The organism is Methylorubrum rhodesianum, assembly GCF_014199985.1.
GTDB lineage: Bacteria > Pseudomonadota > Alphaproteobacteria > Rhizobiales > Beijerinckiaceae > Methylobacterium > Methylobacterium rhodesianum.
Window position 1 is genome coordinate 1 of sequence record NZ_JACHOS010000002.1, and the last position, 26,756, is coordinate 26,756.

The window sequence follows — 26,756 nt, forward strand, 5'->3', positions numbered from 1 at the left end:
CGCGGGCACGTGGCGGGTGATCGACGGACAGCCCGTCGGCATCGAGACCGGCCGCCTGCGCGAGGACCATTCGCGGATCGCCCGGCACTTGTTCGCGTGACTCGGACCGTATCGGTCGATCCCTTCCGGGATGGCGCTGACCGCGTCGGCCTGCCGCAAGGCACGGGTGCCGAGTGGAGGGGCGATCGCGAAGGCGAGCATCACGCTCCCATGCGTATCGATCGATCGGATGCGGCTCGGCCGCAGGAAAGTGGGGGCAATGTTTCCACAAACCGCATGGGACAAACGAGGCCGCTGCCGCCTCGGGCGCCTGAAAACAGCCGGCGGAGGACGCCTGCAAGTGCGCCGCCGGCTTATTCCCAGCGGATAGCGTGTCCCGTGCCGGTGCGCACGGTCCGGGAAAGGATCGTGCCAGATGCCGAAGGTCTGAGCAATTTTTCTGAGATACGGAATAAATCGATGAAAACAATGGAAATTTTTCGGGTGAATTGCTGATCGTCTGCGATTGCCGGACCTACACGGCCAATCGCATTGTCTAACTAATAGGCATTAGATGGCGATCTGAACGGCATGAGTGCACAAAATCCATCCTCAGCGATGCCGCTTCGTGCTTAAATCCTGGATCGGAACTGTTCGTTCAGGAGTCACACGATGTCCGCACGTATCCTTTCGCTCGCTCTCTTGGCGCTCGTCGTTTCGGCGGGCGGGGCCTCCGCCGGAGATCGGGGTCGGATGGGCGACAGCCAACGGCCGGAGACGACCGGCAGCATCGGGCGCCCGAGCGGTCCGACCGATTTCTTCGCGCCTCCGCCCTACGATCCGAACGATCCCGCGCTGCGGTCTGCCTCCCGCAGCAGCTTCAATTCCGACACGGCCCGCGCACGGCATTACGCGCGCTGAGATCACGATCGACGGCCGGTCCCCCGACCCATTGGGGGATCGGTCGCGACCGGTGCGTCGTCCGTAAGAGTTCGCCTGCTGGAGCCGATTCGATCCCGCTTCGGCGCTCCTGGGGTCAGCCGGCCGAGGCGGTCCGACGCGGCAGGACGCGGTAGTGGCGTCCGGCATAGAGCAGGCCGTCGGTGTCCCGGATTTCGGCGAGCGCCGCGACCTCACAGATCAGCACGTCGTGGGTGCCGACCGTGTGGTGGTCGACGATGCGGCAATCGAAGGCGACGAGAGCGTCCGGCAGGACCGGAGCGCCGGTTTGCAGCTTGCCCCATTCCCGCCCCTCGAAGCGCTCGGCCCGCGGCACGCGGCCGGCGAAGTCGGCGGCAAGATCCTCCTGCGCCGCCGTGAGCGTGTTGATGCACAGCACGCCGTTGCGCAGGAAGGCCGGATAGGCGGAGGAGCCCCGATTGAGGCAGACCAGCAATGTGGGCGGGCCGTCGCTGACGCTGCACACCGATGTGGCGGTCAGGCCCGCCCGACCGCCCGGCCCGTCGGTCGTGACGAGATGCACCGCGCTCGCGAGTTGCGCCATCGCTTCGCGATAGGCGGAGGCGGGGACGGCCTCCAGGTCGGGTGAAGTCATAGCGTGCGCCTCTCGGGGCCGGATCGGGTCCCGATCGTTGAGCAGGACGTCGCGAGGCCCGGTCGAGCGCTCGCGAGAGCATGACGCGGTGGGCGCTCCGGCCGTTCCGGTCAAGAGCGGGCGCCGCGATCCGGGGCCGATCGCAACCGCATCGCGGCGCACGCTGCCCAAGATCGGTGCGGGATGGCACCGGGCGGACCACGTCCGTCATCTTGCGGACCGGGGCACCCCTGTCCGATGAAGCGCGGATCCCAACCCCGCGGAGGCCGAGCCATCCCTGCCGCCGAACCCCATCGCTCCGCACCGGTCCGACAGCGCTCGCACGGCATCGTGCGCCTGCGGGCCGCGCCGGCGGGAACGCCCGCGAACGCCCCGACGCGGATCGTCGATCTGGCCGAGAGCGGTCCCCTGCGCCTGCGCTTTCCCCGACAAGGCTCCGAGCGGATGCTGGAGGGCGTCCTGGTCAATACCGGCGGTGGGGTCGCCTGCGGCGACATGTTCGAAGTCTCGGTCGCGATCGAAGCGGGTGGGACCTGCGTGCTGACGACCACCGCGGCGGAGAAGGTCTACCGCTCGGACGGCCCGAAGGCAGAGATCGTCAACCGGGTGAACGTCGGCCCGGGGGGACGCCTCGATTGGCTGCCGCAGGAGACGATCCTGTTCGACCGCGCCCGGCTCCTGCGCCGGTTCGAGGCGGATCTCGCCGGCGACGCCGCGCTGCTCGTTGCCGAGATTGCGGTGCTCGGCCGGGGCGCGCGAGACGAGAGCCTGCAGGAGGCCCTGTTCGAGGATCGCTGGCGCATCCGCCGCACCGGTCGCCTCGTCTACGCTGACAATCTGTGCCTCGACGGGCCGGTGACCGAGCGCATGGCCCGCACCGCGATCGGCGGCGGCGCCCGTGCGATCGCGACGATCCTCGACCTCTCACCCGGCGCTGAGGGGCGACTCGACGAAGCCCGGACGCTGCTCGGCGCGCTGCCCGAAGCGGTGGAGGCGGGCGCGAGCTCCTGGAACGGTCACCTCGCCGTGCGAATGCTGGCGCCCGTAGTGGCGCCGCTGCGCGAGGGCACCGCCCGCTTCCTGACCGCATGGCGCGGGCGGCCGATGCCGCGGGTCTGGCAGACCTGAGGCATCGGCCGAACCCGCTTGACCCGGGTCTCAGCATGATCCTTGCTCGCGCCGACCGTCACACCCGGCCGCCTCTCACCTCAGGACGCCCGCCTTGCTCCTCACGCCCCGCGAGAAAGACAAGCTCCTCATCGCCATGGCCGCCCAGGTCGCTCGCAACCGGCTGGCACGAGGGGTGAAACTCAACCACCCGGAGGCCGTCGCCCTCATTACCGATTTCGTCGTGGAGGGCGCCCGCGACGGGCGCTCGGTCGCCGAGCTGATGCAGGCGGGCGCCACGGTCCTCGACACCTCCCAGGTGATGGAGGGCGTGCCGGAGATGATCCACGACATCCAGGTCGAGGCGACCTTTCCCGACGGTACCAAGCTCGTCACGGTTCACCATCCGATCCGCGGCAGGCCCTCCGAGGACGTACCCGGCACCGTCACCACCCTCCCCGGCGAGATCGTCTTCAACGAGGGTGCGCCGCGGACCGTGATCCAGGTGGCCAATACCGGCGACCGGCCGATCCAGGTCGGCTCGCACTACCATTTCTTCGAGGTGAATCCGGGCCTCGTCTTCGACCGGGACAAAGCGCATGGCCAGCGTCTCGACATCGCGCCGGGGACGGCGGTGCGGTTCGAACCCGGATCGACCCGCGAGGTGACGCTCGTGCCTCTCTCCGGAGACCGGAAGGTCTACGGGTTCCGCGGCGACGTCATGGGACCCCTGTGAGCGATGGCCGCGCCCGGCTCGGAGCCGCGCTCCGGATCGTGCTCGATCCGGGGCGTGACGCCGCTGCCGCGCTCGGATAGAGCGCGTTCCGACGGAGCCGCGACGGATTCGTCGAAAGGATGCGCGTCAAGCGGAGTTCCGGAGACGCCGCCCTGGGGCCATCGGGTCCGATGCTCCTCCCGGCGCCTGGACGACCGCTTCCTCAGCAACAGGGTGGGCAGAGTGTGGGCCTAACCGACGAGCTGCACGAGCGCGACCGGGGGATGATCGCCCTCGATCCGGAATCCCACCCGGCGCCGACCCGGAAGCGTGCCCTGTGCGCGATCACCGGCGTCGAGATGAACCGGCGCAACCTCGTGCCGCTGGCGACGCTGCGTCCTGCCCTGGCCGAGCACATCCGGACCGACTATCCCGGCTTGGCCGACGATGCGCTCATCAGCGCCAAGGAACTGGCCAAGTACCGGACCCGCTACGTCGCCGAATTGCTGACGGAGGAGCACGGCGAGTATTCCGACCTCGACCGGCAGGTGGCCGAAAGCATCGCTGCCCAGGACACGATCGCCGAGAACATCGAGGAGGATTACGACGAGCACCGCAGCTTCGGCGAGCGCGTGTCGGACGGGCTCGCCGCCTTCGGTGGGTCCTGGGCCTTCCTGATCAGCTTCGCACTGGTGTTGGCCGCGTGGATGGCGGTCAATGTCACCATGGGCGAGATGCGGGCCTTCGATCCCTACCCGTTCATCCTGCTCAACCTCGTCCTGTCCTGTCTCGCGGCGATCCAGGCGCCGATCATCATGATGAGCCAGAGCCGGCAGGACAAGAAGGACCGGCTGCGCTCGAACAACGATTACCGCGTCAACCTGAAGGCCGAGCTCGAAATCCGGCACCTGCACGAGAAGATGGATCACCTCGTCACGAAGCAGTGGCAGAGGCTCGCGGAGATCCAGCAGATCCAGCTCGAGATGCTTCAGGAGATGCGCACCCGCGTGGCGCGCAAGCCGGTCGTGAAGGTCAAGAAGGTCGTGCGCAAGAAGCGCGCGAAGCCGGCGACACACGAGGCCGCCGCGAGCGTGGCCGCGCCGCCATCCGGACCGCCTTCGACCGATTCCGCCGCTTGAGCGCTCCCGTGCCCGGTCCTCTCGGCATCAACCCTGCTTGCCCCATCCCGCGACCCTGAAATCGAGCGTGCCCATGTCCGCCCGTCTGTCCCGCGCTGCCTACGCCGACATGTTCGGTCCGACCACCGGCGACCGGATCCGGCTCGCCGATACCAGTCTGGAAATCGAGGTCGAGCGCGACTTCACGACCTACGGCGAGGAGGTGAAGTTCGGCGGCGGCAAGGTGATCCGCGACGGCATGGGCCAGTCGCAGGCGACCCATGCGGAGGGCGCGGTCGATACGGTGATCACCAACGCGGTCGTGCTCGACCACTGGGGCGTGGTGAAATGCGACGTCGGCATCGTACGCGGCCGGATCTTCAAGCTCGGCAAGGCCGGCAATCCGGACGTGCAGGCGAATGTCGACATCGTCGTCGGGCCCGGCACCGAGGTGATCGCGGGCGAAGGTAAGATCCTCACCGCCGGCGGCTTCGACAGCCATATCCACTTCATCTGCCCGCAGCAGATCGAGGAGGCGCTGTGCTCGGGCGTCACGACGATGCTGGGCGGCGGCACCGGCCCCGCGCACGGCACCTTCGCCACCACCTGCACGCCCGGTCCGTGGCACATCGCCCGGATGATCGAGGCGGCGGATTCCTTTCCGATGAATCTCGCCTTCGCCGGCAAGGGCAACGCTTCGGTGCCCGGAGCCCTGGAGGAGATGATCCGGGCCGGCGCCTGCGCGATGAAGCTTCACGAGGATTGGGGAACGACGCCCGCCGCGATCGACACCTGCCTGACGGTCGCCGATGCCCACGACGTGCAGGTCATGATCCACACCGACACGCTCAACGAGTCGGGCTTCGTGGAGGACACCATCGCGGCCTTCAAGGGCCGTACGATCCACGCCTTCCACACCGAGGGCGCGGGCGGGGGGCACGCGCCGGATATCATGCGGGTGGCGGGGCTGGCCAACGTGCTCCCGTCCTCGACGAACCCGACCCGCCCGTTCACGAAGAACACCATCGACGAGCATCTCGACATGCTGATGGTGTGCCACCACCTCGACCCGTCGATTCCCGAAGATCTCGCCTTCGCCGAGAGCCGCATCCGCAAGGAGACCATCGCGGCCGAGGATATCCTGCACGATATCGGCGCGCTCTCGATGATGTCCTCCGACAGTCAGGCGATGGGCCGGGTCGGCGAGGTCGTGATCCGCACCTGGCAGACCGCCGACAAGATGAAGCGCCAGCGCGGCGCCCTGGCCGGAGACGCGTCCGGCAACGACAACCTGCGCGCCCGGCGCTACGTGGCGAAATACACGATCAACCCGGCCATCGCCCACGGCGTGTCGCGGCACATCGGCTCCGTGGAGCCCGGCAAGCTCGCCGACCTCGTGCTGTGGACGCCCGCCTTCTTCGGGGTGAAGCCGGACCTCGTGCTCAAGGGCGGGATGATCGCGACGGCGCCGATGGGGGATCCCAACGCCTCGATCCCGACGCCGCAGCCGGTGCATTACCGGCCGATGTTCGGTGCCTACGGTCGCGCGCCCTTTGCCACGGCCCTCACCTTCGTCTCCAAGGCGGCGATCGAGGACGGCGTGCGGGAGAAGCTGCGCGTTTCCAAGGAACTGGTGGCGGTGGAGAACGTGCGCGGCGGCATCTCGAAGAAGAGCATGATCCTCAACGATGCGACGCCGGTGATCGAGATCGATCCGGAGACCTACGACGTGCGCGCCGACGGCGAATTGCTGGTCTGTGAGCCGGCCGAGGTTCTGCCGATGGCGCAGCGCTACTTCCTGTTCTGAGCTATGATCGGCCGCTGACAGGAGGTGCCGCGATGTCCAAGGCTGCGCTGAAGCCGCCTCCGGCGGCCGATCTCTATGAGAGGGATTTTTTCGCCTGGCCTCAGGTCCAGGCCGAACTGCTGCGCGCCGGTCGGTTCGATGAACTCGATCTTCGACAGCTGATCGACGAGGTCGCCAGCGGGGGGCAGTGAGAAGCGCGAGATCGAGAGGCGCCTCGACATTCTGCTGGCGCATCTCCTGAAATGGAAATTTCACCCTGGCGTCACGACGAGCAATTGGCAGGCGACCTTGCGAGAGCAGCGCATACGCATCGAGCGAATACTGAAGTCGAGTCCAAGTCTGAAGCACTATCCGGCCGAAGTATTTTCGGAATGCTATCTCTCTGCTCGCCTCGAAGCGGCCAGGGAGACCGGTATCGACTTCACCTTGTTCCCAGAAGAATCTCCCTTCACCATCGAGCAGACGCTCGATCAAACTTACTTTCCAAAGGAGCCTGGGCTCCTCGATCAGTCCTGAGCCCATGATCCGCGCCACCCGCGTCCTCCGCCGCGACCGTCTCGGCTCCGGTGAGATCGTCGACCGCATCGTGCTCGATTCGAACGACCGCCATCGCCGCCGCATGGCGATGCGCGGCGTCGGCGGCACGGCGTTCCTGCTCGATCTCGGCGAGGCGACCGTCCTCGACGACGGCGATGCCCTCGCGCTGGAGGACGGCCGGCTGATCTGGGTCGAGGCGGCGCCGGAGGCGCTGCTGGAGATCCGTGCGCCCTCCCCGCTCGCCCTCAAGCGGCTGATCTGGCACATCGGCAACCGGCACATCCCCGCCGAGATCGGCGAGGAGGCGGTGTGGATCGGCCATGACCACGTGCTCGCCGAGATGGTGCGGGGCCTCGGCGGCAGCGCCGAGCCGGTGACGCGGCCGTTCCGGCCCGAGGCGGGCGCCTATGCCGGCGGCCACGGGCACAGCCCTGATCACAGTCACGATCATCACGGTCACCTGCACGCTCACCATCCGCACGCCCATGATTGACGCCCTGCGGCTGATGGCGTGGCTCTCGCCGACCTATCCGGTCGGTGCCTTCGCCTACTCCCACGGCCTCGAATGGGCGGTGGAGTGCGGCGACGTGAGGGATGCCGACACCCTGGCCGAGTGGCTCGGCGACGTGCTGGAGCGCGGTGCGGGGCGCAACGACATGATTCTCTGCGCCGCCGCCCACCGCGCCGCGGAAACAGGCGGCGGAGCGGACCTCATCGAGACCAACGAACTCGCCCTGGCGCTCGCGCCCTCGCGCGAGCTTCACCTCGAGACCAGCCAGCAGGGGCGAAGCTTCCTGGACGCGACGCTCCGGGCCTGGCCCTGCCCGGCCCTCACCGTCCTCGCCGACCGGCTCACGGCGGAGGTGGCCTATCCCGTGGTCGTCGGCGCGGCGGCGGGCGCGCACGGCGTCGCGCGGGAGGCCACCGTCGCGGCCTACGGACTCGCCTTCGTCCAGAACCTCGTCTCGGCCGCCCTGCGGGTGGCGCCGGTCGGTCAGAGTGCCGGCACGGCGGTCCTTGCCGCGCTCACGCCCCGCGTCGCCGCGCTCGCGCGGACGCTGCACTCAGGCGATCTCGACGCGCTCGGCAGCGCCACCCTTCGACTCGATCTCGGCTCCTTCCGGCACGAGACGCAGTATTCCCGCATCTTCCGCTCCTGAGGATTTTCTTGAACGTCATGGCATCCGCGAACGGACCCCTGCGCGTCGGCATCGGCGGACCCGTCGGTTCCGGCAAGACCGCGCTGATGGAGCAGCTCTGCCGCCGCTTCCGCGATTCGTACGAGATCTGCGCGATCACCAACGACATCTACACCAAGGAGGACGCGCGCATCCTCACTGTGGCCGGGGCATTGCCCGAGGAGCGCATCCTCGGCGTCGAGACCGGCGGCTGCCCGCACACGGCGATCCGCGAGGATGCCTCGATCAACCTCGCGGCGGTGGCCGAGATGCGCCGCCGTTTCCCCCGGCTCGACCTCGTGCTGATCGAGTCCGGCGGCGACAACCTCGCCGCGACCTTTTCGCCGGAACTGGCCGACATCACCCTCTACGTCATCGACGTGGCGGGCGGCGAGAAGATCCCGCGCAAGGGCGGGCCCGGCATCACCCGCTCGGATCTGCTCATCGTCAACAAGACCGACCTCGCGCCCCTCGTCGGCGCCGACCTTTCGGTGATGGAGGCCGACACGCGGCGGATGCGCGGCGCGCGACCTTACGTGTTCGCCTCGCTGCGCGAGGGGCACGGGGCGGACACGGTCGCCCGGTTCATCGTGGAGGCCGGCGGGCTGGGGTGACGTTGGTCCGGAACCGCCCGGCAGGTGGACGCATCCCCTCGCCGCGCCTGCCGTGACAGGGGAACGCCGCACCCGTCTTCCTCACGACGGCGCCGAGCGGCGGAAGGCGTCGCGCTCCTCCAACACTTCGATCAGGTCGAGCACGCGCACGACCTGACCCGACACGTCCCACCAGGGCGGCGGGCGGCGGGCGGCCGGAATCGGATGGTGCATCACCGCCTCCACGAGAAAGGCGGTCTCCGGCAGCGGCGGTGCCGACAGGCCCGACGCGCGGCGTTTGGGCAGGGCCGCGCGCGCGAGAAGCCCGGCTTTGTGAGCGCCGCTCACGCGGGCGCGCCGCGTGATCGAATCGAGGCCGTTCTCCTCCACCGCGCGTCCGATCTGCGCGTAGATCGTGCCGGCAGCCCGGATCGCCGGTCGGCAGCTCAGGGGAAGCGCGGCGATGCCGGGCTCGGCGCGAGCGTAGAGTCCATCGGCCGCCGTGAGCAGGTCGGCCACGACCCGTTTCAAGCCGGGGCTGAGCCGAGGCTCCGACAGGAAGGCGTCGGCATCGAGGCCGGCCGCGTCGAGCCAATCGCGCGGCAGGTAGAGGCGCCCGGCCCGCGCATCCTCGCCGACGTCGCGGGCGATGTTGGTGAACTGCATCGCCACGCCGAGGTCGCAGGCGCGGGCGAGCGCGTCCGCATCCCGCACGCCCATCACCAGCGTCATCATCGCTCCGACCGCTCCCGCGACCCGGGCGGCGTAGGCGGCGAGATCCGACAGGGTATCGTAGCGCCGTCCCTCGATGTCCCAGGCGAAGCCTTCGAGCAGCGCCCGCGGCAACGCCTCGGGAATGGCGTGGCGGGCGAGCACCTCGGCCAGCGCTCGGTCGGCCGGGTGATTGGCCGGGCGGCCCGCGAGCGCCGCGGTGAGCCTCCGATCGAGTCGAGCCAGGGCGGCAGCCCGGTCGCCGCCCGTCTCGTCCACCGCGTCGTCGGACAGGCGGCAGAAGGCGTAGAGACCGTAGGCGGAGCTCCGCACCCTGGGCGGCAGCAGCATCGAAGCCGCGAAGAAGCTCTTCGAGCCGGCGCGGATCGCGGCCCGGCAGGCGGCGAGATCGTCGGCACCGGCCGAGGTGCAGACGGTGGAGGGGTCAGGCACGAACACGGGCATCCGGCACCACGCTATCGAGGACACGGGCCGAGGAGAGCACGCCCGGCAACCCGGCGCCGGGATGCGTCCCCGCGCCGACGAGGAAGAGGTTCGCCACGTCCTCCGAGCGGTTGTGCGGACGGAACCAGGCCGATTGCGTCAGCACCGGCTCGAGCCCGAAACCCGAGCCGCGGAAGCTCAGGAAGTCTTCGGAGAAATCCTGCGGCGTCGTCACCCGCGAGGTGACGAGGGCGTCGGAGAGCCCCGGCAGCACCGAGCTTTCGAGGAAGCGGGCGATCCGCTGGCGGTAGGGCTCGGCGAGCTGGCTCCAATCCTGGCCGCCGGCGAGGTTGGGCACCGGGGCGAGCACGTAGAAGGCGTCGCAGTCCGGAGGGGCGAGCAGCGGGTCGGTCGCGGTCGGGCGATGGAGGTAGAGGCTGAAGTCGTCCGCCAAGTGCTTGCGGTCGAAGATGTCCTGCAGCAGGCCGCGGTAGCGCGGCCCCATCAGGATCATATGGTGATCGACCTCCGGATACTTCTTCCGGGTGCCGAAATACCAGACGAACAGCCCCATGGAGGACGAGGCACGCGCGAGCCGCCGCGCGCTCCAGCGCCGGGTCCTGCCGCCCAGCAGCGTGCCGTAGGTGAAGGCGGAATCGGCATTCGAGACGACGATGTCGGCGGGGAGGTTCTCGCCATTCGCCAGCACGACGCCGGTCGCCGCCCCGCCCTCGACGCGAATGCGCGCCGCCTCCGCCCCGCAGCGGATCGTCCCGCCCTGCCCGCGGATCAGTCCGGCGAGGCCGTCCACCAGCCGCCCGGTGCCGCCCATGGCGAAGTGGACGCCCCATTGCCGCTCGAGATGGGCGATCAGGCAGTAGATGCCGCTGGCTCGGAAGGGGTTTCCGCCGATGAGTAGCGGATGGAAGCTGAAGATCGTGCGCAGCCGCTCGTCGCGGATGAAACGGGTGACCACGTCGTAGACGCTGCGGTGGCCCGACAGGCGCAGCAGATCGGGGGCGATCCGCAGCATCGTGCCGAGGCTACCGAACGGGACGTGGCCGAGTTGCTCGAAGCCGACCCGGCAGACGGCCTCGCTATGGGCCATGAAGCGCTCGTAGCCGGCCACGTCCTCGGGTGAGAACCGGGCGACCTCGGCCCGCATCGCCGCGCGATCGCCGCTATAGGCGAAGCTTTGGCCGTCCTCGAACCGGATGCGATAGAACGGCTGCATCGGCACGAGAGCGACGTCCTCCTGCATCTCACGCCCGCAGAGGCGCCACAGCTCCTCGAACAGGAACGGCGCGGTGACGATCGTCGGCCCGGCATCGAAGGTGTAGCCGTCCTGCCGGTGGACGCGGGCACGGCCGCCGGGCTGATCGAGCCGCTCGAGCACGGTCACGCGATAGCCGCGCGCCCCGAGCCGGATCGCCGCCGCCAATCCGCCGAAGCCGGAGCCGATCACGACCGCGTGTGGCCGGGCATCGGGGCCGGTCGCGTCGCTCAGTTTGACGGTAAGTGTCAACATGCATTGACACTATGGCCTGTAATTTTCTCAACGCAAGAGGCGTCTCACGTCGGAGACGTCTCAGAGATTCGGGCGTCGGTGAGAATGATCTCGGCGACCCGCTCCGGGGCCTCTTCGTGGGCGAGATGGCCGAGCCCGCGCAGCAGCTCGACGCGGGCCTTCGGCAGGCGTTCACGCAGGGCGAAGGCATCGTCCGGCTTGATCGCCTTGTCGTCGCTGCCGACGATCAGCAGCGTGCGGGTCTCGAGCCGTGGCAGGTCGCGGGCGAGGGCGGGCAGATCCCAGTTCGCCATCATGCCGAGCGCACCCGAGACGTGGCCGGCGCGGGTGAACAGCCGCCGGTAGAGATCGAGCCCCTGCGGTTCGAGCCGCGAGCCGGTGCCGTCGATGAGCCGGCGCACCGCGGCCCGGTCGGCGCTCCAGGCGAAGAACTTCGGTGTCACCGGGTTCAGGAACAGCATCCGGGCGATGCCGGGGAACAGGAAGCTGGCCACGCCCGGAAACGGTGTGAGCGCGCCGTTGATCGCCACCAGCAAGTCGGGGGCGATGCGCCGGTCGAGGCACATCCGCGCGAGCACCGCGGCGCCGGCCGAGTGGCCGATGGCGAGGCGCGGCGTCAGGCCGAGCCCGGCGACGAGGTCGCCCACCGCCTCGGCCATGCCGGGCAGGGAGAGACGGCGGGCGGGCAGCGGATCGGTGAATCCGTGGCCCGGCAGATCGGGTGCCACCACGCGGAACCCCCGTTCCGCCAGAAGCGGCGCCAGCCCTCGCCAGGAATGGGTCGCGGCGCCGGTACCGTGCAGGAGCAGCAGGCCGGGCGCCTGGGGCGCGCCGAATTCCTGCAGGTGCCAGCGCAGGCCCGCCGCGTCCACAAAGCGGCTCGCGGCCCGATGCGGCCAGTCGCGCCCGTCGCGGTCCCAATCCGGCCGGTCGTCGTCGAGGAGGGGCAAGAGCACTCGAGCCTCAGGCTGTGGCGGCACGCACCGCCGCGCTGACGCTGCCGGCATCGGCATGGGGCAGCGGACAGTAGCGCGCCTGCGCCGCCTCGGCGAGACGACGCGCCCCGTCGGGGCGGGCACCGGTATCGATGACCAGGGTCGGCAAGCCCTGCACGCGCAGCATCCGGGCGGCGCCCAGGGCCTCCTCGCCGGCGAGCGCCCGACCGCCGAGGCCGGATCGGGCCACGTTGGCGCGCCCGTCGGTGAGCAGGACGATGACTGGACTCCCGCCCGCGCGGCGGACGCCCAGCGCGAGGGTCGCGGCGGCATCGAGCCCGGCGGCGAGCGGCGTCCCGCCCCCGCCCGGCAGGCCCGCGAGCACACGCTTGGCCCGCACCAGGGAGCGCGTCGGCGGCAGAACGATCTCGGCGCCGGTCCCACGGAAGACGACGAGGGCGATCCGGTCGCGCCGGACATAGGCCTCGGCGAGCAGCAACTCGACGGCGCCCTTCGCCTCCGCCAGCCGTTCCAGCGCCGCCGAGCCGGAGGCATCGACGCAGAAGATCGTCGTGGTCTCGCTGCGCCGCTGCAGGCGGCGGATCCGGAAATCGTCCGGAGTGACGACGATGCGGCCCGGCGCGTGCCCGGCCCGGCGCAGGCGCTGCCACGGGGCGGCGGCGCGCAGGGTCGCGATCAGGTCGAGCCGCCCCCGGCGCGGATCGCCGGGACGGCTGCCGACCGGGCGGCCCGTCAGCGGGGACGCCGCCGCCATGCCCATCCGCCCGGCCGCCGTCGAGCGCAGCGGCGGCCCCCCGGCGAGGAGATGCGCCAGCAGGTTCTTCGGGAGCGCAGCCCGAACCGCATCGAGCACGATCGCGTCAGGTTCTCGCGGGTCCCCCTCCACCCGCTCGGCCTCCGCGCCGGGCGCCTGGTCCGCGTCCTGAGGCGGTCGAGGCTCCGGCGGCTGCTCCGCCGCGTCCTCCGCGTCGACCGGCGGAGGGGACAGACGCGTTGCCCGCGGGGCCAGCACGAGGCGGGCGGCGGCGATGAGGTCGGCCTCGTCCGGCTCCTCGCGGCCGGCTTCCCGCGCGACGAGCCGGGCGATCCGCAGGGCGAGGAGCGGCGCCCGTAGTGAGGTGACGCCGAAGGATTCGGCGACGGCGCAGAGCATGGCAACCGGGCCGTCGGCGGAGTGATTCCCCGGCCGCGCCGTCGTCCGTCCCCCCTCGCGTGGCCGCCCCTGCCCTGGGGCGGGCGTGGCGACCCTCGCCTCGTGCAGGCTCACCCCGGTCAGATCGAGGCGGAAGGCGAGCCGGTCGGCGAGGGCCTCGGCGACGGTCTCGTCCTCCTGCCCCTCGTCGAGCAGCACGAGGCCGAACCGGGCCGGGTGCCGGGCGGTGAGGCCGTCGCGCTCCAGCGCCAGCGTGCCGGTGTCGAGGGCTCCTGCGAGCCGGGCGACGGTGCCGCGCTCCAGCCGCTCGGCCATCGGAACGAGCACGACCCCGCCATCAGCCTCGGCCAGAAGCCCGCGCTGGCTCACCGGACGGCCGGCGCGCAGGGTGGCGGGCAGATCGAGGCCGCCGATCAGCCGGTCGTCGGCAATACCGGGCGGCATCCGGCGGACCGGTCCGGCGAGCCGGTCGCGAAGATGGTCGAGCCAGAGATCGCGCACCGGTCCGGCACGCGCATGCAGGACGATCCCGCCGAGACCGTGCGGATCGGCCGCGAACAGAGCGGCGGCCCGCAGCGCGTCCTCCCAGACCCCGGCCGGATTCTCCTGCTCCGGGGTCATCGCGGGACTCAGCGCTTGAACATCGGGTGCTCGACCCGGTCGCCGGCGCGGATGCCGAGCTTGGCGGCGGTTCCGGCATTGAGTTCGAGCACCGCCAGAACCGGCTCGCCCGACGAGATCACCTTGGTCGAGAGCGGCTCCGTATCGGCGGCGATCCGGGCAATCGAGCCGTCGGAGCGGATGAACACCATGTCGAGCGACAGGTAGGTGTTCTTCATCCACATGGTGGCCGGCGCCGGCCGCTCGAAATCGAACAGCATACCGTGGTCGGCGGCCATGGAGCGGCGATACATCAACCCCTTGGCGCGCTGCGCGTCGGTGCGCATCACCTCCACCTGGAAGGCGTGGCGGCCGTTCTTGGCGACGATGGCCAGCGGCTCGGTCGCGGCCTGCGCAGCGGGCGCCGCGTCCTGTGCCTGGACCGGCAGCGGCTGGGTCGCCGCGGCGAGCGCGACGAGGCCGGCGGCGAGAAGGAGCTTGGACGCGGATCGGAACACGGGCACGCGGGTCACCGTCAATGGGAGGCCGGAAGCGCCCCGTCGACGAGGCGGACTTCCGCCGCCATAGCACCCTTCGAGCCGTCGCCGTAGCGCACCAGCACCTGCTCGCCGGGTTTCAGCTCGGCGATGCCGTAGCGGCGCAGGGTCTCCATGTGGACGAAGATGTCCGGCGTACCATCACCGCGGCTGAGGAAACCGAAGCCGCGCAGACGGTTGAACCACTTCACCACCGCAACCTCCAGTCCGCTCGTCGGCGTCACGCTTTCATGCGTGCGCGCCATCGGCAGTTCGGAGGGATGGAGCGCGGTCGATTGGTCCAGGGACACCACGCGGAAGGCCTGCCAGCCGCGGGAGCGCTGAACCGCCTCGACCACGATCCGTGCGCCCTCGCTCGCGGCCTGATGGCCGTCGCGGCGCAGACAGGTGATGTGCAGCAGCACGTCCGCCGAGCCGTCGTCAGGCACGATGAAGCCGAACCCCTTCGAGACGTCGAACCACTTGATGCGCCCGGCGATTTCCACGAGTTCGGACGGACGCTCGTCCTCGCTCTCGCGTTCCGTCGCGCGCTCCCGCACATCCGGCATGCGAAGCTCGACGGAACTCAGTTCGTGATCGTTCGACATGTAAGCAACCCGTGCCGAATCGCGCGGCGCAATCCCGGAGCTACGTTAACAAAGTCAGATTACGCGGGAAGCCCGTTTGGCCGGCAACGGGACACTGCATATGATCATTTTTCGGGTGCATGGCGACAATGCCGCAACAGGCGAGTGCCCGACGGCGGATACGGCTGATCAGTTCTGACCGGGTTCCTGAACGGGAGAGCGTGGCCGGACAATGGGTTAGTGTCGCCTCCCCCGGCGTTCGCGGCAGAATGGACAGTTGCCGGGCCGATTCGATCGGCCGCAGGGCTGCCCGTGCGGCAGGCAGCGACTTTCGAGCGCATCCTTCTGGACCCGTCCTTCGCCTGGACCGGGCAACGGTGATAGGCCGCGGCCATGACCGCCCCCTCCCCGTCCACGCCGCCCCGTCCGAGCCGGCGGATCGATGCCGTCGACCTCGCCCGCGGCGCGGCGCTCGCGGCCATGGCGGCCTACCACGCGCTGTGGGATCTCGGCTTCCTGCAGCTCACCCCCCTCAACTACGCGCTGACGCCGATGGGGCGGCTGGCGGCCCACGGTATTGCCGGCTCGTTCCTGCTGCTCGTGGGGGCCGGCTTGGTGCTCGCCAATGGCGACGGCGTGCGCTGGCGGTCCTTTGCCCTGCGCATCGCCCGCATCGGCGGCGCGGCGCTGCTGATCACGGCGGCGACGCGGATCGCCTTTCCGCAGAGCTACATCTTCTTCGGCATCCTGCACTGCATCGCCGTTTCGAGTGTGCTCGGACTGCCGTTCGTGTTCCTGCCGGCCTGGATCGCGGCGCTCGGCGCCCTCGCCGTGCTGCTCGCGCCGCGGGTTGTCGTCCATCCCCTGCTCGACGCGCCTGAATTCTATTTTCTCGGCCTCGGCCGCGGTCTCCCGGACAGCAATGACTGGGTGCCGCTGTTCCCCTGGTTCGGGATGGTGCTCGCCGGGATCGCGCTCGCCCGGCTGCTCCGGCCTGCCTTGTCCGGCTCAGCTCTCGCCCGCTGGCGAGCCCGTCATGCCCTCGCGCGAGGGGCGGCCTTCGCCGGGCGGCACAGCCTCGCCGTCTATCTCATTCACCAGCCGGTGCTGCTCGCCCTCTTCACCGGCCTCGTGACGCTGACCGGGCCGCACCCGAAGGCGGGGCTCGCGAGCTTCCGCAAGGACTACGTGGCGCACTGCGCCCGCACGGGCGGCGAGGCGGGTGCCTGCCGGATCGCTGCCCGGTGCACGGCCGATGCCCTGCGGCAGGAGGGGCTCTGGGGCTCCGGCAAGCCCTATTCCGCGGAGGAACGGGCCAGGGCGCAGGGTCTCTCGCAACGATGCTACGAGGCCGCTGAAGGCACCGCGCCCCCGCCGTGAAGCTCAAGGCGTCTCCGTAAGCCGCGGCCGGCGCAGCTCGAAGACCGCCGACGCTCCGCCGGAGCCGTCATCCGATGAAGCTTCAGGAATTTGTCTCGGATCAAACACGACAGCGAGACATTGAGTATCATATCTTTTGAAAAGTATTGACTCGGTCACTGCATCGATCATCATTGGTCAGCGATTCCGATGGATTGTCGTGATCGCCGCATTCAAAGATTTGAAGCCCCGCCGGCGCCTCGGCGCCGATCCTCTCGTGGAGTGCTGTCCGCGCTCCTTCAATGCTGTCGGCAGCAGGGGGTGGCCATGTCGCTTATTCCCAGGATGTTCCAGACCGTCTTCCTCTCGATGGTCATGCTGATCGCAGCCAACAGCCCATCGACAGCACTTCAAGAGTGCAAATGGTTCGGCACGAAACCATTCTGCGACGGGAAATGCCCCAGTGGATGGAACTACACCGGAAAGCGGGAGAGCTGCACGACGGGGTCACGCCGCTACTGCTGTCGAGAGGTCGCCAGCGCGCCGATTCCCGGCCCCGTACCGCAGACGTGCCGCTGGTTCGGAACGCGGCCGTTCTGCAACGGCCAGTGTCCAAGTGGCTGGACCTACTCGGGGCGACGGGAAAGCTGCACCACCGGCTCTCGGCGCTTCTGCTGCTACAGCGGCACGGTGCCTCCACCGGCCGCGCCGGGCGGCTCAAGCGGTCCCGCGACGCCGCCCCCGCCGGCACGGTATTGCACCAACGACTGCAACACCTGTACGCGCGATCGATTGAGATGCCGGCAGCGGTCGCTCTACGACACGGTCTGCCCGTCCAGCCAGTCGTTCTTCCTGGCTCCTCAGGCCTGTTACTGAGGCGACAGACCGTAGACCGGACAATCTGAGACCGGCGTCCGCCGCATCTGTCGGCGGCCTGTCCGCGGCGAACGGCGCGCTGAACGTGTAAGGTCGAGGAGACCTCTCGCGGAGCGCGCCGTCTGTCCTGTCACCCGTGTCGGGATCGAGGGGTGGCCTCAGTCCTTCGCGCGCTCGACGTAGGAGCCGTCGGCGGTCATGATGACGACGCGGGTGCCGGTGGTGATGTGCGGCGGGACGCTGGTCTTGACGCCGTTCGACAGGATCGCCGGCTTGTAGGACGAGGAGGCGGTCTGGCCCTTGGTCACCGGCTCGGTCTCGACGATCTCGAGCGTCACGCGCTGCGGCAGCTCGATGGTCAGCGGCACGCCGTTGTGGGTCGAGAGCGTCACCACCATGCCCTCCTGCAGGTAGGGGGCGGCATCGCCGACCACGTCCGCGGGAACGGCGAGCTGCTCGTAGTTCTCGGGGTTCATGAAGTGATACCCCTCACCGTCCTGGTACAGGAAGGTGTGGTCGCGGTCCTCGACGAAGGCCCGCTCGACCTGCTCGGTGGTGCGGTAGCGCTCGGAGATCTTCACACCGTCGGTGATGCGGCGCATGTCGAGCTGCGTCACCGGCGTACCCTTGCCGGGGTGGATGTTCTCAGCCGTCAGGATGACGTAGAGCTTGCCGTCCTTTTCGACGACGTTGCCCTTGCGAAGGGTACTGGCAATCACTTTCACGAGCGTGGACCTTGGCTTGACGAGAACGGCGGCTCTTCACCGGCGTCTCGGCCGGGTGAGCGGAATCATCCGCGAGGCCCTACCCTATCCGCTGCTCGGTTGCCAGCCGGAGGCTGTTTTCGCGTGACCCACGAGTCTTCGCCCTGGTGGCATCCCGGCCTCCATGCGGATCGCCGGCCGCTGCTGCTCACCCGCAACCGCATCCTCGCGGGGATACGTGCGTGGTTCGCCGCCCGCGACTTCGTGGAGGTGGAGGCCGCCGCGCTCCAGGTCTCGCCGGGCAACGAGGCACATCTCTCCGCCTTCGCCACGGAAGCCATCCTGCCCGATGGCGGCCGCGAGCCGCTCTATCTCCACACCTCGCCGGAATTTGCCTGCAAGAAGCTGCTCGCGGCGGGCGAGTCGCGCCCGTTCAGCCTCGCCCACGTCTTCCGCAATCGCGAGCGCGGCGCGCTGCACCATCCCGAATTCACGATGCTCGAATGGTACCGGGCGGGCGAGGCCTACGAGGCGCTGATGGCGGACGCCGCTGCGCTGCTGGCGCTCGCCGCCGAGACCGCGGGCGCCAGGCGCCTGACCTTCCGCGGGCGCGAGGCCGATCCGTTCGTGCCGGCCGAGCGGCTGACCCTGGCCGAGGCGTTCCACCGCTACGCCGCCATCGACCTTCTCGCCACCATCGCGCCCGACGGCGGCACCGATCGCGACCGGCTCGCCGACGCTGTGATGACCCGCGGCCTGCGGGTGGCGCCGGACGACACCTGGGCGGACCTGTTCAGCCGCGTCCTCGTCGGATTGATCGAGCCGCATCTCGGTCAGGGGCGCCCGACCATCCTGTGCGAGTATCCGGTGAGCGAGGCGGCGCTCGCCCGGCCGAGTCCGCGCGACCCGCGCGTCGCCGAGCGGTTCGAGCTCTACGCCTGCGGCGTTGAACTCGCCAACGCCTTCGGCGAACTCACCGACCCCGCCGAGCAGCGCCGCCGCTTCGAGGCGGAGATGGTCGAGAAGGCCCGCATCTACGGCGAGCGCTACCCCATCGACGAGGAGTTCCTGGAGGCGCTCGCCGTGATGCCCGAGGCCAGCGGCATCGCGCTCGGCGTCGACCGTCTGGTGATGCTGGCGACCGGTGCGCCCCGCATCGACGACGTGATCTGGACGCCGGTCGCCCGGGGCAGGACGCGGTGAGGACGGGTGCGGTGAGCCTCGCCCTGAAGAGCGCGACGGCGTTGGCCGATGCCGGACTCGCAGAGGCGGCCGATCTCCCCGCCCTGGAGCGCGTCGCCGCACGCTACGCGGTCTCGGTCACGGCCGACATGGCCGAGCTGATCGACCGGGGCGACCCCGACGACCCGATAGCCCGGCAGTTCGTGCCACGGGCCGAAGAGATCGAGACACGGGCGGAGGAGCGCGCCGACCCGATCGGCGACGACGCGCATGCGCCGGTGCCCGGCATCGTTCACCGCTATCCGGACCGGGTGCTCCTGAAGCCGCTCCATATCTGCCCGGTCTATTGCCGGTTCTGCTTCCGCCGCGAGAGGGTCGGGCCCGCCGGCCACGGCTCGCTGAGCGAGGCGGACCTGGCGGGCGCCTACCGCTACATCGCCGAGCATCCGGAGATCTGGGAGGTGGTGGTGACGGGGGGCGATCCCTTCGCCCTCTCGCCCCGGCGCCTCGGGGACATCGCGGCGGCGCTCGGGGCGATCCCGCATGTGCGGGTGCTGCGCTTCCACACCCGCGTGCCGGTGGTGGAGCCGGCCCGCGTAGACGCCGCCCTGGTCACCGCTCTCAGACAATTCTCCGGCGCGGTGTTCGTGGCGCTCCACGCCAACCATCCGCGCGAGTTCACGCCGGCCGCGCGCGCGGCCATCGCCCAGCTGGTCGATGCCGGCATCCCGATGGTGAGCCAGAGCGTCCTCCTGCGCGGCGTCAACGACGATGCGGCAACCCTCGAGACGCTGATGCGGCGCTTCGTCGAGAACCGCATCAAGCCCTACTATCTCCACCACGGCGACCTCGCGCCGGGCACGGGCCATCTGCGCACCGATCTGCCACAGGGGCAGGCACTCATGCGGCAACTGCGCGGGCGCCTCTCCGGGCTCGCCCAGCCACTCTACGTGCTCGACATCCCCGGTGGCCACGGCAAGGTGCCGGTAGGGCCGGGCTATCTGGAGGAATCGGACGGCGCGTGGCAGGTGACCGATCCGAGCGGCGCCGTGCACGCCTATCCCCCTGAGAACACCGACGAGGACCACGGATGACGTTGAAGCTTTGGGGACGGTCGAGTTCCGGAAACGTTCAGAAGGCGCTCTGGGCACTCGACGAGCTGGGCCTGCCCTACAAGGCTATCGAGGCGGGCGGTGCTCACGGCATCGTCGGCGATGCCGCCTACCGCGCGATGAATCCGAACGGCCTCGTGCCGACGCTGGAGGAGGACGGCTTCGTCCTGTGGGAGTCGAACGCGATCCTGCGCTACCTCGCCCAACACCATGGCGGGCCGCTCGCCTTGCCGGAGGCGCCGCGCGCCCGCGCGCTGATCGACCAGTGGCTCGACTGGCAGGCCACCGCTTTCACCCCGGCGATGCGCGACGCCTTCCTTCAACTCGTTCGCGTCGCGCCCGAGAAGCGCGATCCCGGCGTGATCGAGGCGTCGCGGGCGAATTCCGAGCGCTGCGCCGCGCTGCTCGACCGGCATCTCGCCGACACATCGTACGTCGCGGGGGAGCGCTTCTCCATCGCCGACATTGCCGTCGGGCTGGCGGCGCATCGCTGGTTCCAGCTGCCGCTGGAGCGGGAGGAACGGCCCAACATCCACCGCTGGCTGGGGGTGCTCGCGCAACGTCCCGCTTCCTCGGCGGTTCTGTCGCTGCCGCTCACCTGACGCACCGCGGCGGAGGTCTGCCCGTGACGGACGCCGTGCCCCATTCCGGACAAAAGAAGACGATGTTCTTCCCGCTCTCGAAGCTGATCTTCTTCGTCCTCACGCCGTCGAACTTCCTGATCCTGCTCGGCCTCCTCGGCTGCCTGCTGCTCTTCACGGAATTCGGCCGCGGCATCGGGCGGGTGCTCACGGTCGCCGGCTTCCTCGGCCTCCTCGTCGCGGGGCTCTCGCCGCTCCCGGCCTGGATCCTCGCGCCCCTGGAGAACCGGTTTCCGGCCTTCACCGAAGACGAGCGACCGGTCGCCGGCATCGTCGTGCTCGGCGGCGCGGTCGAGGCCGATACCTCGATCGGCCGCGACCAGATCACCGTCAACGAGGCGGGCGAGCGGGAGATCGCCCTGGCCGACCTCGCCCGCCGCTATCCGCAGGCGCGCCTCGTCTTTTCCGGCGGGTCCGGCAGCATGCGGGACGATGCGGTGTCAGAGGCCGAGATCGTCAGCCGGTTCGCCGACACGCTCGGCGTGCCGCGCAACCGCCTGATCCTGGAGCAGCAATCGCGCAACACGCGCGAGAACGCGCTGTTCTCCGCGCGGATGGTGCAGCCGAAGCCCGATGAGCGCTGGCTGCTCGTCACCTCGGCCTGGCACATGCCGCGCTCGGTCGGCTGCTTCCGCAAGGCCGGCTTCGACGTCACCGCCTATCCGGTGGACTATCGCACCAACTGGCCGCGTGACGCGTACCGCCTCAACAGCTTCGCCTCGACCGGCCTGGGGGAGCTCGACATCGGCGTGAAGGAGTGGATCGGGATGATCGCCTACCGATTCGCCGGCTATACCGACGAGGTGATGCCGGCCCCGTGACCCGTCCTCAGGTCCGCGGCAGGCTCAAGCGATAGATCCCGCGAAAATCGTCCGGATCGGCGACGGGCTTGCCCTTTCGAAGGATCTGCACCCGACCCTCCTTGGTCAGCCGCACGGCGACGCGGCGCACCGGCTGCATCAGCGGGCCCCAGCCGTCCGGATGCGGGCCGCCCAGCGCGCGGGCGACCTCGGACGGGCAGCAGGTTTTGTCCGTGCCACGCTCCGTCACGAGGCGCAGCATCGTCTCTTCGATCGCGGCTTCATCGGCCATGGCTGTCTTCCTCGGCGAGGAGCGCGGCGCGGATCGGCGAGGCGAACTGGCGCCGCCACATTACCCAGACCACGCTCGCGGTGGCGAGCATCAGCACCGGTGCGCTCACGAACCAGCCGAGATAGGCCAGCGCGAACAGGAAGGCACGCTGTCCCTTGGCGAAATGCGAGCCCGCCGCGACGTTCATGGCGCCGGCCCGCTCAGCGGCACGGCGCATCATCTCCTCGGAGGCGCCCGACCCCTTGGGCGGCACCGCGCCGATCAGGATCGCGCCGTAGTTGAACAGTCGGTAGGCCCAGGCGAACTTGAAGAAGGCGTAGACGAACACGACCGCGAGGCCGGCGATCTTGATCTCCCAGGTCTGTCGGGTGGTCTCGGCGCCGAACGGCAGCGTCGAGAACAGGTTCAGCACGTCGTCGCCCGAGCGCGACAGCGTCAGCACCGAGCCGAGCGCGATCAGCGAGGTCGAGGCGAAGAAGGCGGTGCCGTTCTGCAGCGAGGCGTTGATGGTGGTGTCCACAACGCGGTTGTCGCGGCCGATCATCTGGATCGCCCAGTTCCGCCGTTGCCGGTTCATGATCTGGGTCAGGCTGAGGCGGTCGCCCCGGCGCCGCTGCACGGCAAAGGCGTAGCCGACCCAGGCCGCGACGAAGAAGACGAGCGCCGCGAAGTCGAGCGGTGAGAAGGCGTGGAGATCCCACATGGTCAGGGCGTCGTCATCGCGATGCGGTCTTGCCGGTCCGGCTCGGGGTGCTGCCCCGGCCGCTACAGGCCGGAGGCGCGGCCGGCAAGCCCTCGCCGTATCTACGCGCGGATCTCGAAACCCGCGAGCGCGGCGGGCTCGGCCTCTTCGCTGACTTCGATGCCGTCGACGCGCGCCGCGAACGGGCCGCGCCGGCACGCGGTCAGCAGCGCCTCGACCGCCTCGGGCGAACCGGTGAACAAGGCCTCGACGGTGCGGTCGGGCCGGTTGCGGACCCATCCCGCGACGCCGTGCTTTTCGGCCTGCTTCTTGGTCCAGGCCCGGTAGGATACGCCCTGCACGCGCCCGCGGATCACGGCGCGGATGGTCTTGCTGTCGGTGCTCAACGTGGTGGGGCTCCCGGCTCCTGTCAGGGCCGGGAGCCCGATCGCTTCCGGCTAGCGCGTGACCATGGCGGCAGAGGTCGGCGCGGCCTCGGTGCGGCGCGCCGCCTGCGGACGATAGGTGAGATACCATGCCAGCGAGATGAAGAGCACGCCGCCGACGAAGTTTCCGAGGGTGACCGGGATCTGGTTCCAGGCCCACCACTGCTCGAACGACACCGGGGCTCCGAGCATCATGCCCGCCGGGATCACGAACATGTTCACCACCGCGTGCTCGAAGCCCTGCGCGAAGAACAGGAACACCGGCAGCTACGCGCCGAGGATCTTGCCGAAGGTCGAGGTCGACATCATCGACATGGTCACGCCGAGGCAGACCATCCAGTTGCACAGCATCGCTTTGACGAAGCAGGTGATCATGCCCGCCGTGCCGAGTTCCTCGTAGGTCAGCGTCTTGGCCTGCGCGATGTCGAGGATCTTCCTCGCCACCGGGTTCGCCTCGGCGCCGGTGTGCCAGAAATTCGTCAGCGCGATCACCAGCAGCACCGCGTAGAGCAGGCTGCCGATCAGGTTGCCGAGGAAGCTCCAGCCGAAGTTGCGCATCATCGGCGCGAAGCCGACGCGGCCCTCCATGAAGGAGAGGCCCAGGATGCCGAAATTGCCGGTGCAGAGTTCGAGCCCCAGGCAGACGATCATCACGAAGCCGACGGGGAAGATGATCGCGCCCGCGAAGGGCACGCCGGTCTGGACGGCGCCGGTGATGGCGAGGCTGGTGGCGATGCCGAGGATCGCGCCCGCCATCATGCCGCGCACGAGCATGTCGCGGACCGACAGTTCGGCGCGCGCGACGCCGGAATCACTCATCGCCTTGGCCATCTCGGCCGGTTTCACGAAATCCATCAAGACCTACCCGATTCTCCGACTCTCTGGTCTGCGGTCGATGAGGCAGGTTCAGTGCCAGCCGGCACGGCGAGCCGTGCGCGTTGCGCGGGTCAGGCCGGAGCCCGGCGCTGCCAGCCGCGGATCTCTTGGAGATAGGGCCCCGGCAATTGCGCCGCCTGTCCCGCCGCGAGCACGGCTTCGAGATAGCCCGGCCGCGGCAGGCCGCCGGCTTGGCTGCGGCCGAGATAGATCAGGGCGCGCTTCGTGCCGCCATCGGTGACGATCGGCTGGTAGGCCTTCACGTAGAGGCCGCCCGCCACTCCCTCGTAGCGGTCGAGGGCCGGTACGTCGGAGAGTGCCAGTTCCCACAGCACGCCCCACACGGTGGCGCCCGGCGCGCGCACCACCGAGGCCCAGCCCTCCCGCATGATGATGAAGCGGTGCCGCGGCAGCCGCCCGCGCCCGATCAGCCGCGAGGCCGGGCAGCGCTGGGCCATGGCGGCGGCGTCCATGTTGGCGCCGTAGGCGAAATAGAGGGGCATGATTTTCGGCAGGATGTGAGCGGCGTGCCTGCCCGCCGGGCATGTGCTTCTCGCGCCCGGCGGGGCACGCGTGACACCAAAGCTCAGGTGGTGATCGGCGTCAGTCGCCGATCACCGCGACCGCTAGAGAGCCACGCGCCGCCGCAGCGCGGATCAGGCAAACTCCAAGATCACGGCATCCACCGCAAGGCTGTCGCCTTCCTTGGCGGCGATCTTGGAGACGGTGCCGTCGCGCTCGGCCCGCAGGACGTTCTCCATCTTCATCGCCTCGACGATGGCCAGGGGCTCGCCGTTCTTCACCTCCTGGCCTTCCGTGACCATGATCTGCTTGACCAGTCCCGGCATCGGGCAGAGCAGTTGCTTGCCGGAGCCGGCATTCTCCTTGACCGGCATCAGGTCGGCGAGTTCGGCCTCGCGGCGGGTGAAGACCCGCCCTTCCGCCGCCGCGCCCGCGTGCTGCAGGAACACGCCGTTGAGGAGCGGCCGAACCTGGATCGCCACCGGCTCGCCGGTGACCGTGCCGCTCCAGACCGGCGCGCCGGGGCGCCAGTCGCTGCGCACCGGAGCCTGCGTGCCGTCGTCGAAGGTCACGAGCAGATCGTCGCCGGCATGATCGACGGTGACGTTGAAGCGCTGGCCAGAGAGCACCACGACGCGCTCGCGCTGGAAGGTCAGCAGGCTCGGGTCGCGCATCTGACCGGAGATGCCGCGCTTGCGGATGTTGAGCTTGTGGTCGATCGCCGCCGCCACCGCGGCGAGCCGCCGGGCGACCTGCCCCTCGGGCGCGGGAGCGGTGAAGCCCTCCGGAAACTCCTCCTTGATGAAGCCGGTGGAGAGCCGGCCCTCGCGCCAGCGCGGATGGGCCATCAGGGTGGCGAGGAAGGGGATGTTGTGGCGGATGCCGTCGATGGCGAAGGCGTCGAGGGCGGTGGCCTGCGCCTCGATCGCCTCGAGGCGGGTCGGCGCCCAGGTCACGAGCTTGGCGATCATCGGATCGTAGTGGATCGCGATCTCGCCGCCCTCCTCCACGCCGGTATCGTTGCGCACGATGGCGTCGCCGAGCGGACCCTCCTCCGGCGGCTGGTAGACCGTGAGCCGGCCGATCGAGGGCAGGAAGTTGCGGGTCGGATCCTCGGCGTAGACGCGGCTCTCCACCGCCCAGCCGTTGAGCTTCACCTCGTTCTGCGCCAGCGGCAGCTTCTCTCCGGCGGCCACCCGGATCATCAGCTCGACGAGATCGAGCCCGGTGATCATCTCGGTGACAGGATGCTCCACCTGCAGGCGGGTGTTCATTTCGAGGAAGTAGAACGACTTGTCCTGGCCGGCGACGAACTCGACGGTGCCGGCGGAGTCGTAGTTCACCGCCTTGGCGAGGGCGACGGCCTGCTCGCCCATCTTGCGGCGGGTCTCCTCGTCGAGGAGCGGAGACGGCGCCTCCTCGATGACCTTCTGGTTGCGGCGCTGGATCGAGCACTCGCGCTCGCCGAGATAGACCACGTTGCCGTGCTTGTCGCCGATCACCTGGATCTCGATGTGCCGCGGATCGGTGATGAACTTCTCGATGAAGACGCGGTCGTCGCCGAAGGAGGACGAGGCCTCGGACTTGGCGCGGGCGAAGCCTTCCGCGACCTCATCGGCCGATTCGGCGATGCGCATGCCCTTGCCGCCGCCGCCGGCGGAGGCCTTGATCATCACCGGATAGCCGATCTCGTCGGCGATCTTCACGGCGTGCTCCGGGCTCTCGATCACGCCGAGGAAGCCCGGCACCGTCGAGACCTTGGCCGCGGCGGCCGCCTTCTTCGACTCGATCTTGTCGCCCATGGCGGCGATGGCGCCGGGATTCGGGCCGATGAAGACGATGCCGGCTTCCGCCAGCGCCTTCGGGAACGCCTCGCGCTCGGAGAGGAAGCCGTAGCCCGGATGGACGGCCTGGGCGCCGGTCCGCTTGCAGGCGTCGATGATCTTGTCGATCAGGAGATAGGACTGGGCCGCCGGCGCCGGGCCGATATGCACGGCCTCGTCGGCCATCGCCACGTGGACCGCGTCGCGGTCGGCGTCCGAGTAGACGGCCACCGTCTTGATGCCCATCTTCCGGGCAGTCTTGATGATACGGCAGGCGATCTCGCCCCGGTTGGCAATCAGGATCTTATCGAACATCGCAGCCGCTTCTTGAGGGAGA

The 26,756-nt window shown here is 69.6% G+C and carries 28 protein-coding genes and 1 pseudogene; 15 read left to right on the forward strand and 14 right to left on the reverse strand.

The annotated features are described in order from the left end of the window. Positions 1-651: 651 nt before the first annotated feature. Positions 652-900, forward strand: a complete 249-nt coding sequence (locus HNR01_RS02460; protein WP_183666427.1) for a hypothetical protein — start codon at positions 652-654, stop codon at positions 898-900. 115 nt (positions 901-1,015) lie between these two features. On the opposite strand, the gene HNR01_RS02465 is transcribed toward HNR01_RS02460, so the two are convergent. After that, a complete protein-coding gene (locus HNR01_RS02465) occupies positions 1,016-1,534 on the reverse strand; it encodes a flavin reductase (protein WP_017486276.1) in 519 nt (172 codons plus the stop codon). Positions 1,535-1,864: 330 nt separating this feature from the next. Between HNR01_RS02465 and HNR01_RS02470 the strand changes: the two genes are divergently transcribed. The 9 genes from HNR01_RS02470 to ureG all read left to right on the forward strand — a co-directional run bounded on the left by HNR01_RS02470 (position 1,865) and on the right by ureG (position 8,610). Next, positions 1,865-2,662, forward strand: coding sequence for an urease accessory protein UreD (locus HNR01_RS02470; RefSeq protein WP_183666429.1), 798 nt, complete (start codon positions 1,865-1,867; stop codon positions 2,660-2,662). 94 nt (positions 2,663-2,756) lie between these two features. Further along, a complete protein-coding gene (locus HNR01_RS02475; protein ID WP_183666431.1) occupies positions 2,757-3,377 on the forward strand; it encodes an urease subunit gamma in 621 nt (206 codons plus the stop codon). A 224-nt stretch (positions 3,378-3,601) separates the two neighbouring features. Beyond that, a complete protein-coding gene (locus HNR01_RS02480) occupies positions 3,602-4,495 on the forward strand; it encodes a DUF1003 domain-containing protein (RefSeq protein WP_183666433.1) in 894 nt (297 codons plus the stop codon). A 73-nt stretch (positions 4,496-4,568) separates the two neighbouring features. Next, the gene (gene ureC, locus HNR01_RS02485) at positions 4,569-6,281 is read left to right on the forward strand and encodes an urease subunit alpha (RefSeq protein ID WP_183666435.1); all 1,713 of its coding nucleotides are present in this window, start codon (positions 4,569-4,571) and stop codon (positions 6,279-6,281) included. A 32-nt stretch (positions 6,282-6,313) separates the two neighbouring features. Beyond that, positions 6,314-6,472, forward strand: coding sequence for a DUF29 family protein (locus tag HNR01_RS27850; RefSeq protein ID WP_255538497.1), 159 nt, complete (start codon positions 6,314-6,316; stop codon positions 6,470-6,472). A gap of 46 nt (positions 6,473-6,518) precedes the next feature. Beyond that, the gene (locus HNR01_RS27855; RefSeq protein ID WP_255538517.1) at positions 6,519-6,797 is read left to right on the forward strand and encodes a DUF29 domain-containing protein; all 279 of its coding nucleotides are present in this window, start codon (positions 6,519-6,521) and stop codon (positions 6,795-6,797) included. Positions 6,798-6,801: 4 nt separating this feature from the next. Further along, positions 6,802-7,311 (forward strand): urease accessory protein UreE, encoded by a 510-nt coding sequence (locus HNR01_RS02495; protein WP_183666437.1) that lies wholly within the window; start codon positions 6,802-6,804, stop codon positions 7,309-7,311. Further along, the gene (locus HNR01_RS02500; protein ID WP_183666439.1) at positions 7,226-7,978 is read left to right on the forward strand and encodes an urease accessory protein UreF; all 753 of its coding nucleotides are present in this window, start codon (positions 7,226-7,228) and stop codon (positions 7,976-7,978) included. Before HNR01_RS02495 ends, HNR01_RS02500 begins: the two co-directional genes overlap by 86 nt. 17 nt (positions 7,979-7,995) lie before the next feature. After that, on the forward strand, positions 7,996-8,610 hold the full coding sequence (gene ureG, locus HNR01_RS02505) for an urease accessory protein UreG (protein WP_017486268.1): 615 nt from the start codon (positions 7,996-7,998) through the stop codon (positions 8,608-8,610). A gap of 81 nt (positions 8,611-8,691) precedes the next feature. Here the strand turns inward: ureG and HNR01_RS02510 are convergent, their stop codons facing one another. The 6 genes from HNR01_RS02510 to HNR01_RS02535 are packed head-to-tail and all read right to left on the reverse strand — an operon-like array spanning position 8,692 to position 15,086. Then, positions 8,692-9,765: a phytoene/squalene synthase family protein gene (locus HNR01_RS02510; protein ID WP_183666441.1), complete on the reverse strand. Its 1,074-nt coding sequence runs from the start codon at positions 9,763-9,765 to the stop codon at positions 8,692-8,694. After that, positions 9,746-11,272: a phytoene desaturase gene (locus HNR01_RS02515; RefSeq protein ID WP_183666443.1), complete on the reverse strand. Its 1,527-nt coding sequence runs from the start codon at positions 11,270-11,272 to the stop codon at positions 9,746-9,748. Before HNR01_RS02515 ends, HNR01_RS02510 begins: the two co-directional genes overlap by 20 nt. A 44-nt stretch (positions 11,273-11,316) precedes the next feature. Then, positions 11,317-12,228, reverse strand: a complete 912-nt coding sequence (bchO, locus tag HNR01_RS02520; RefSeq protein ID WP_375373181.1) for an alpha/beta fold hydrolase BchO — start codon at positions 12,226-12,228, stop codon at positions 11,317-11,319. A 7-nt stretch (positions 12,229-12,235) separates the two neighbouring features. Further along, positions 12,236-14,002 carry a magnesium chelatase subunit D gene (locus HNR01_RS02525; RefSeq protein WP_183666445.1) on the reverse strand — a complete coding sequence of 589 codons (1,767 nt, stop codon included), beginning with the start codon at positions 14,000-14,002 and terminating at the stop codon, positions 12,236-12,238. 8 nt (positions 14,003-14,010) lie between these two features. Continuing rightward, entirely contained in the window at positions 14,011-14,520 is a 510-nt protein-coding gene (locus HNR01_RS02530; protein WP_017486264.1) for a DUF192 domain-containing protein, read from the reverse strand. After that, positions 14,517-15,086, reverse strand: coding sequence for a cold-shock protein (locus HNR01_RS02535; protein ID WP_085987115.1), 570 nt, complete (start codon positions 15,084-15,086; stop codon positions 14,517-14,519). Before HNR01_RS02535 ends, HNR01_RS02530 begins: the two co-directional genes overlap by 4 nt. Positions 15,087-15,497: 411 nt before the next feature. On the opposite strand from HNR01_RS02535, the gene HNR01_RS02540 reads away from it, so the two are divergent. Beyond that, positions 15,498-16,484, forward strand: a complete 987-nt coding sequence (locus tag HNR01_RS02540) for a heparan-alpha-glucosaminide N-acetyltransferase (RefSeq protein WP_183666446.1) — start codon at positions 15,498-15,500, stop codon at positions 16,482-16,484. Between the two features lie 1,013 nt (positions 16,485-17,497). Here the strand turns inward: HNR01_RS02540 and efp are convergent. Next, entirely contained in the window at positions 17,498-18,064 is a 567-nt protein-coding gene (efp, locus tag HNR01_RS02545; RefSeq protein ID WP_017486261.1) for an elongation factor P, read from the reverse strand. Between the two features lie 123 nt (positions 18,065-18,187). On the opposite strand from efp, the gene epmA reads away from it, so the two are divergent. The 4 genes from epmA to HNR01_RS02565 all read left to right on the forward strand — a co-directional run bounded on the left by epmA (position 18,188) and on the right by HNR01_RS02565 (position 21,799). Beyond that, complete coding sequence (epmA, locus tag HNR01_RS02550; RefSeq protein ID WP_183666448.1) at positions 18,188-19,246, forward strand: EF-P lysine aminoacylase EpmA; 1,059 nt, start codon at positions 18,188-18,190, stop codon at positions 19,244-19,246. A gap of 11 nt (positions 19,247-19,257) precedes the next feature. Next, positions 19,258-20,319, forward strand: a complete 1,062-nt coding sequence (locus tag HNR01_RS02555; protein ID WP_183666450.1) for a lysine-2,3-aminomutase-like protein — start codon at positions 19,258-19,260, stop codon at positions 20,317-20,319. After that, positions 20,316-20,939 (forward strand): glutathione S-transferase family protein, encoded by a 624-nt coding sequence (locus HNR01_RS02560; protein WP_183666452.1) that lies wholly within the window; start codon positions 20,316-20,318, stop codon positions 20,937-20,939. The genes HNR01_RS02555 and HNR01_RS02560 overlap by 4 nt, the downstream gene beginning before the upstream one ends. A gap of 62 nt (positions 20,940-21,001) precedes the next feature. Further along, a complete protein-coding gene (locus HNR01_RS02565) occupies positions 21,002-21,799 on the forward strand; it encodes a YdcF family protein (RefSeq protein ID WP_153873832.1) in 798 nt (265 codons plus the stop codon). Between the two features lie 7 nt (positions 21,800-21,806). Here HNR01_RS02565 and HNR01_RS02570 read toward each other — a convergent pair whose 3' ends face one another. The 6 genes and pseudogenes from HNR01_RS02570 to HNR01_RS02595 form a co-directional block, all read right to left on the reverse strand. Further along, positions 21,807-22,070 (reverse strand): DUF3253 domain-containing protein, encoded by a 264-nt coding sequence (locus HNR01_RS02570; protein ID WP_017486257.1) that lies wholly within the window; start codon positions 22,068-22,070, stop codon positions 21,807-21,809. Further along, positions 22,060-22,773: a DUF599 domain-containing protein gene (locus HNR01_RS02575; RefSeq protein WP_017486256.1), complete on the reverse strand. Its 714-nt coding sequence runs from the start codon at positions 22,771-22,773 to the stop codon at positions 22,060-22,062. Before HNR01_RS02575 ends, HNR01_RS02570 begins: the two co-directional genes overlap by 11 nt. Positions 22,774-22,874: 101 nt before the next feature. Next, on the reverse strand, positions 22,875-23,159 hold the full coding sequence (locus tag HNR01_RS02580) for an acylphosphatase (protein WP_017486255.1): 285 nt from the start codon (positions 23,157-23,159) through the stop codon (positions 22,875-22,877). Positions 23,160-23,210: 51 nt separating this feature from the next. Next, positions 23,211-24,053 (reverse strand): annotated as a pseudogene (locus tag HNR01_RS02585) (formate/nitrite transporter family protein). Positions 24,054-24,145: 92 nt separating this feature from the next. Next, complete coding sequence (locus HNR01_RS02590) at positions 24,146-24,577, reverse strand: gamma-glutamylcyclotransferase family protein (RefSeq protein WP_153873788.1); 432 nt, start codon at positions 24,575-24,577, stop codon at positions 24,146-24,148. 153 nt (positions 24,578-24,730) lie between these two features. Then, positions 24,731-26,734: an acetyl-CoA carboxylase biotin carboxylase subunit gene (locus tag HNR01_RS02595; RefSeq protein ID WP_183666454.1), complete on the reverse strand. Its 2,004-nt coding sequence runs from the start codon at positions 26,732-26,734 to the stop codon at positions 24,731-24,733. Between the last annotated feature and the right edge of the window lie 22 nt (positions 26,735-26,756).

Excerpts from the sequence above, each read along its gene's own strand:
- HNR01_RS02590 (WP_153873788.1), bottom strand. The coding sequence starts at position 24,577 with ATGCCCCTCTATTTCGCCTACGGCGCCAACATGGACGCCGCCGCCATG.
- HNR01_RS02515 (WP_183666443.1), bottom strand. The coding sequence starts at position 11,272 with ATGTTGACACTTACCGTCAAACTGAGCGACGCGACCGGCCCCGATGCC.
- HNR01_RS02495 (WP_183666437.1), top strand. The coding sequence starts at position 6,802 with ATGATCCGCGCCACCCGCGTCCTCCGCCGCGACCGTCTCGGCTCCGGT.
- ureG (WP_017486268.1), top strand. The coding sequence starts at position 7,996 with ATGGCATCCGCGAACGGACCCCTGCGCGTCGGCATCGGCGGACCCGTC.
- HNR01_RS02570 (WP_017486257.1), bottom strand. The coding sequence starts at position 22,070 with ATGGCCGATGAAGCCGCGATCGAAGAGACGATGCTGCGCCTCGTGACG.
- HNR01_RS02575 (WP_017486256.1), bottom strand. The coding sequence starts at position 22,773 with ATGTGGGATCTCCACGCCTTCTCACCGCTCGACTTCGCGGCGCTCGTC.
- HNR01_RS02560 (WP_183666452.1), top strand. The coding sequence starts at position 20,316 with ATGACGTTGAAGCTTTGGGGACGGTCGAGTTCCGGAAACGTTCAGAAG.
- HNR01_RS02540 (WP_183666446.1), top strand. The coding sequence starts at position 15,498 with ATGACCGCCCCCTCCCCGTCCACGCCGCCCCGTCCGAGCCGGCGGATC.
- ureC (WP_183666435.1), top strand. The coding sequence starts at position 4,569 with ATGTCCGCCCGTCTGTCCCGCGCTGCCTACGCCGACATGTTCGGTCCG.
- HNR01_RS02510 (WP_183666441.1), bottom strand. The coding sequence starts at position 9,765 with ATGCCCGTGTTCGTGCCTGACCCCTCCACCGTCTGCACCTCGGCCGGT.
- HNR01_RS02500 (WP_183666439.1), top strand. The coding sequence starts at position 7,226 with ATGCCGGCGGCCACGGGCACAGCCCTGATCACAGTCACGATCATCACG.
- HNR01_RS02460 (WP_183666427.1), top strand. The coding sequence starts at position 652 with ATGTCCGCACGTATCCTTTCGCTCGCTCTCTTGGCGCTCGTCGTTTCG.
- HNR01_RS02565 (WP_153873832.1), top strand. The coding sequence starts at position 21,002 with ATGTTCTTCCCGCTCTCGAAGCTGATCTTCTTCGTCCTCACGCCGTCG.
- HNR01_RS02525 (WP_183666445.1), bottom strand. The coding sequence starts at position 14,002 with ATGACCCCGGAGCAGGAGAATCCGGCCGGGGTCTGGGAGGACGCGCTG.
- HNR01_RS27850 (WP_255538497.1), top strand. The coding sequence starts at position 6,314 with ATGTCCAAGGCTGCGCTGAAGCCGCCTCCGGCGGCCGATCTCTATGAG.
- HNR01_RS02465 (WP_017486276.1), bottom strand. The coding sequence starts at position 1,534 with ATGACTTCACCCGACCTGGAGGCCGTCCCCGCCTCCGCCTATCGCGAA.
- HNR01_RS02535 (WP_085987115.1), bottom strand. The coding sequence starts at position 15,086 with ATGCCGGATGTGCGGGAGCGCGCGACGGAACGCGAGAGCGAGGACGAG.
- HNR01_RS02595 (WP_183666454.1), bottom strand. The coding sequence starts at position 26,734 with ATGTTCGATAAGATCCTGATTGCCAACCGGGGCGAGATCGCCTGCCGT.